Raw genomic sequence first — 5068 nt, 5'->3', positions numbered from 1 at the left:
TCGCCGCAAAATTTTTTGCGTTTGTCAAGTACTTTTTTCAGATTTTGTCGGATTTTTTTAAATTTTTTGCACAAAAAAAGCACGCATCTTTCGACGCGTACTTGAACTATTTCATGATTTTCTTAAGTTAATGATATTGCAGTTATCTGTCAGCCGTTAGCCGTTAGAAAGACGGATTGCGGACCTGGGATTTCGGATTTCGGGAAGGATATGGCCGGCTTTCGCCAGCCAATTTATATAGGGGGTACAAAAATCATTATTTAAAAACTTTAGGGACAATAGTTATAAGTTATCAGTTCGCAGTTGTGGTGGGCCTTTTTATAGGAGAGGCGGCCCTTTTATGTAAAAATTTAAACATTTTCCAGGAGAACTCGTATAAAAATGGCCCGCCATCCAAAGATGTGGGCCTCCTTCACTGATAACTGATAACTGCGAACTGATAACTTAAAAAAGTCATGGTACAATATATCTATCAGGTTCTCGCTAAAAAAAGTACCAACGGAGGCTCCCCATGACGAATGAACAGATTTTTTCCCACGTAGATCACACCCTGCTGAAAGCCACGGCAGGATGGAAAGACATTGAAAAGCTCTGCAAAGAGGCAGAAAAGTACGGCATGGCATCGGTCTGTGTCCCTTCTTCCTTTGTAGCACGGATTCGGGATGAATTTCCGAATCTCACCATCTGCACGGTGGTAGGATTTCCTCTTGGAAACTGCTCCACCGAAGCGAAATGCCAGGAAGCGCTCTCCGCCATTTCTGAAGGCGCCAATGAAATCGATATGGTCATCCATATCGGAGCCCTGAAAGATGGGGATCTGGATTATGTGACCGATGAAATCGCCACTCTGAAAGGCTGCATCGAAGACCATATCCTGAAAGTCATCGTGGAAACCTGTTACCTCACGGAAGAAGAAAAAATCGACGCCTGCCATTGTGTCACCAAAGCAGGAGCGGACTATATCAAAACTTCCACAGGCTTTGGCAGCGCCGGGGCAAACCTTTCCGATGTGGAACTTTTCAAAAAGCATATCGGACCCCATGTCAAAATCAAAGCCGCCGGAGGCATCCATAGCAGAGAAGAAATGGAAGCCTATCTCGAGGCCGGAGTATCCAGAATCGGAGCCAGCGGGGCCATTAAGGCCTTGCTGGGAGAAGAACTGTAAAATGAAAAGGGAGCTTTCGGATGGAAGGCTCTCCTTTTAGTTAGCAGTTCGCAGAATTTCGAAACAAGGGGAGAAACGGGTAATAGATAATGGTTAATAGTTAATGGAATCAGTTGGACAACTGGAAATCCATAAATGTAGGGCAGCTTGAGATTCGGGTTAATGGGACTCATTTCCGGCGCGGATAGGCCAACGGCCCCAAAAGTCCCGCCGCCCGTCTGGCGTAAATGCAACTATTAACTGTTAACTGATAACTATTAACTTCCCCCGACAATGTCTGTCATTTTCTTGTGTTATACTGTGTATAGAATGACAGTTGACCCTTTCTGGCCAAAGGAGGAATTCCATGAAATGGATATTACTCATCGAGGGCATCATCGCTCTCGGGATTGCATTGATTCTGGCAGCGGGAGGCGCTTTTGACGGGACGATTTTCTTCCTGGTCCCGGCCCTTTCCTTTTTTGCCGCTTTTTACTGGCTGCGCCATCCGGGAAGCCGGCTTTTCAAGCGGACGAAGTATGTGGGCACGGAAGAGCAGAAAAAGCTGGCAAAAGCAGCTATGGAGAAGGCTTTGAAGGACTGTGAGTATCTGGATAAGGCGGCAAAGCGCATCGAAGATCCGGAGCTCAAAGCCCAGCTTTCCCGGATGCAGCCCATTGCGCACCGGTATATTTCCTATCTGGAAGACCATCCGGACAGAATCACTTCCGCCTATACCTTCATCCACAATTACCAGGCCCGGGCGGTGAAAATGGTAGAGCAGTTTGAGGAATGGGAAAAGACGAAGCTTTCCACCCCGGAAATCCAGGAGTCCAAGGCCAATATCCGCCGCACCCTTTCCAGTTTCGATGAAGCTTATGAAATAGAATTCACAAAGACCCTGCATGATACCATTCTTTCCATGAATGCGGAAACAAAAGTGATGGACCAGGACCTGGAGTCCAAAGGCATCCACAATACAGGAAATCCGTCCCCCGGTGAAGACGCCGAAATTCCCCACCGCCGGCTGGAGGATATTTATGACCGGAAGGGACAGCCGGTTTTCGGCGATGAAAACGGGCAGGCCCTCATTTACGGCGTTCATTCGGGCATCCCCTTTCCTGAGGAATTCCGGAGTGAAACGATCAGGAGGAAACTTCTCGCTGCCCTTTTTGCCATCGTTCTCGGGTCTTTCGGGGTTCATAATTTCTATCTGAAACGGCCTTTCAAAGGCTTTCTCCATCTCATTTTCTGCTGGACCATGATTTCCGGAATCATCGGAATCATCGAAGGCATCCGTTATCTCTTCATGAGTGTCCCCGATTTTTACCGGGACTATTGTCGTTATCAGTAAGAAAGGAAAAACCATGGCTGAAATCAATCTGGAAGATTTAATGAAAAAAGCGGCAGCTCCTTCCGAAGGGGAATCCGCAGAATCAAAAGAACTGGCCCTCGTGAATAAAGCTCTTTCCACCCTGACGCCGGAAGAGGAAAAGAAGATTGCGGAAATCAGGGAAAATATCGACCTCACGGACAGCCAGCTTTCCCTGCAGTATGGCAATGCGGCCCAGAAAAATATCGCCGATTTCTCCAATTCCATCCTTTCCACGGTCCGCGGACGGGACAATAAGGAACTGGGGGAACTCCTGAACAGCCTGGCAGGCAAAGTGAAAGCCATCGAAGACAAGGATCAGGGCTTCCTGTCCAGCCTGCCCATCCTGGGGTCCCTTCTGGCGAAGAAAAATGAGCTTTCCAATTCCTACAAAACCGTGGAAGCCCAGGTGGATACCATTTCCGCAGGCCTGGAAAACCAGAAAATGGAGCTCATGAAAGACATCGTCATTTTCGATGAACTTTATGACAAGAATCTGGACTATTTTAAAAATCTCCAGCTCTACATCGAAGCAGGTGAAGAAAAACTGGTGGAAATGCGGGAAGAAACCCTTCCCCGCCTCCGGAAACAGGCAGAAGAAGCCAATAATCCCATGGCCGTCCAGGTGGTCAAAGATTTCGGAGAATCGGTAAACCGCTTCGAAAAAAGGGTGCACGACCTGAAAATTTCCAAAGTCATCGCCATCCAGACAGCACCCCAGATCCGGCTCATTCAGAGCAATGACAAAATGCTGGTGGACAGAATCCAGAATGCCATTTACAATACCATTCCCCTCTGGAAAAGCCGGATGGTCCTGGCCCTGGGCCTTGCCCGGCAGCGGGAAGCCCTGGAAATGCAGCGGGCAGTCACCGAAGCCACCAATGACCTCATCCGTAAAAATGCGGAAATGCTGAAACAGAATACCATCGAAACGGTCACAGAAAACGAACGGAGCATGGTGGATATCGAAACGCTGAAAAAAGCCAATGAAGAACTGATCTCCACCGTCCAGGAAGCCATCCGCATCCAGCAGGAAGGGCGCAAAAAACGGCAGGCCGCGGAGCAGGAAATGATCCAGATCGAAAACCGCCTTCAGGATGCTTTATGGCAGGGAACGGGGAAAATTTCTGCTGAAAAACAGTAATACGAAAGAAATACTCTTTTCCGACTGACTTTTGAATCGGGCCTGTCGGGAAGGTGCGGCGCAACAGTAGATAGCGCCGCAAATATATTCAATCAAAACAACAGGTATCGAAGATGATATTTCCAATATAAAAAATGGCGGGCTTCATAACTTTTATGTCCGCCATCGCCCCGAGATTCCCGACAATTCCCGATTCAAAAGTCCTCGAAGATACAAGTTATCCCAAAATCATTGTGAAACTATAAACTTTAATAAAAATCTAATGATACAAATCCCGTTTTTTGCTACTATACCTGTGAAAGCAGCAAGAGCGAGGCCTCGGGCCAAGTTCCATTCCATCTGCTGAGCGCTCAAAAATTTAAGGCAGATCCGGAACAAAACCCACGTGCTCTAAAGGCTTTCAACTCCTCGAGGAAAAAATCAAATTTCCACTTATTTTTACAAACAAAATAAACTCCCGCAAACGAGAAAGAAAATTCTTCGGACCCGCGCCCCCCGCTACGTACCTTGATCACGAGATGACATATCCAGACGCAGGAATTTCTGCAGCCGATTGACAGGTAAGATCGGAAATCCGGACAACGAGATGTATTCTCAAATGGGGGTTTATTTTTGTACCCAAAAAGCCGTCCACCAGTCATAGTGGGCGGCTTTTTTGCGTTTAGTGATCAGTGATCAGTTCGCAGTGATCAGAATGGCTGGATTCTTTGAAACTTTGAATAATCAGCCGTCTTCGAAACTTTGCATCGTTCGGGAATCGGGAAACGGGACTCGGGGCGGTGGCGCGGCAAAATTCATATAGCCGCGCCTTTTTTATATTTTATCTGCACTATCCATTCAAGTCCCAAATGAGGAAAACGCAAAGCATCCTGCAGGGCCCCACCTTTCCTACCTCCTCCCCTGGTCAGGGGAGGAGACGTGAACATTCCGGCTTTTACAGGCTTTTCAACCCCGCGGGTACATTCCCCATAAAAAATTGTCGGCGGAGAGCACCGGCACCTTCCCTGATTCCCAACCTCTGATTCCTTCCTGCTCTACGGGCTTTTCACACTCGTCTATGCACATTTCCCATCATAAATTTACGCTGCCGTAGCAGCGCTGCCTTCCCGAGGTCCCAAATCCGAAGTCCGAGATCCGTTTTTTCATTGCCTGTGCACATTCCCCATAAAAACTCGGGGCTGTACAATAATTACACAATATGTGGAAATACCGGAAGTGATAAAGTTATCAGTTATCAGTTCATAGTAATCAGTGCAGGAGGCCCGCATCAAACTGGATGGCGGGCCATTTTTATACACAATGCTCTTGGAGAATGTTTAAATCCTTATATAAAAGGGCCGCCTCCCCTATAAAAAGGCGGCCACCATAACTGCGAACTGATAACTAATAACTGATAACTATTTCCCCT

General features: G+C 47.4%; 3 protein-coding genes. All 3 read left to right on the top strand.

Annotated elements, in window-relative coordinates; translation table 11 throughout:
* Nucleotides 1-511: 511 nt before the first annotated feature.
* Nucleotides 512-1165 (top strand): deoxyribose-phosphate aldolase, encoded by a 654-nt coding sequence (gene deoC, locus VZT47_RS09265; RefSeq protein WP_330224683.1) that lies wholly within the window; start codon nucleotides 512-514, stop codon nucleotides 1163-1165.
* A gap of 346 nt (nucleotides 1166-1511) precedes the next feature.
* On the top strand, nucleotides 1512-2498 hold the full coding sequence (locus tag VZT47_RS09260; protein ID WP_330224682.1) for a 5-bromo-4-chloroindolyl phosphate hydrolysis family protein: 987 nt from the start codon (nucleotides 1512-1514) through the stop codon (nucleotides 2496-2498).
* 13 nt (nucleotides 2499-2511) lie between these two features.
* Nucleotides 2512-3660 carry a toxic anion resistance protein gene (locus tag VZT47_RS09255; RefSeq protein ID WP_330224681.1) on the top strand — a complete coding sequence of 383 codons (1149 nt, stop codon included), beginning with the start codon at nucleotides 2512-2514 and terminating at the stop codon, nucleotides 3658-3660.
* Nucleotides 3661-5068 lie beyond the last annotated feature (1408 nt).

The organism is Dialister sp. (assembly GCF_036343215.1).
Classification (GTDB): domain Bacteria; phylum Bacillota; class Negativicutes; order Veillonellales; family Dialisteraceae; genus Dialister.
Note: the sequence above shows the minus strand (reverse complement) of the source record. Positions and strands in the feature narration are given on the sequence as shown.

Excerpts from the sequence above, each read along its gene's own strand:
- VZT47_RS09260 (WP_330224682.1), top strand. The coding sequence starts at position 1,512 with ATGAAATGGATATTACTCATCGAGGGCATCATCGCTCTCGGGATTGCA.
- VZT47_RS09255 (WP_330224681.1), top strand. The coding sequence starts at position 2,512 with ATGGCTGAAATCAATCTGGAAGATTTAATGAAAAAAGCGGCAGCTCCT.
- deoC (WP_330224683.1), top strand. The coding sequence starts at position 512 with ATGACGAATGAACAGATTTTTTCCCACGTAGATCACACCCTGCTGAAA.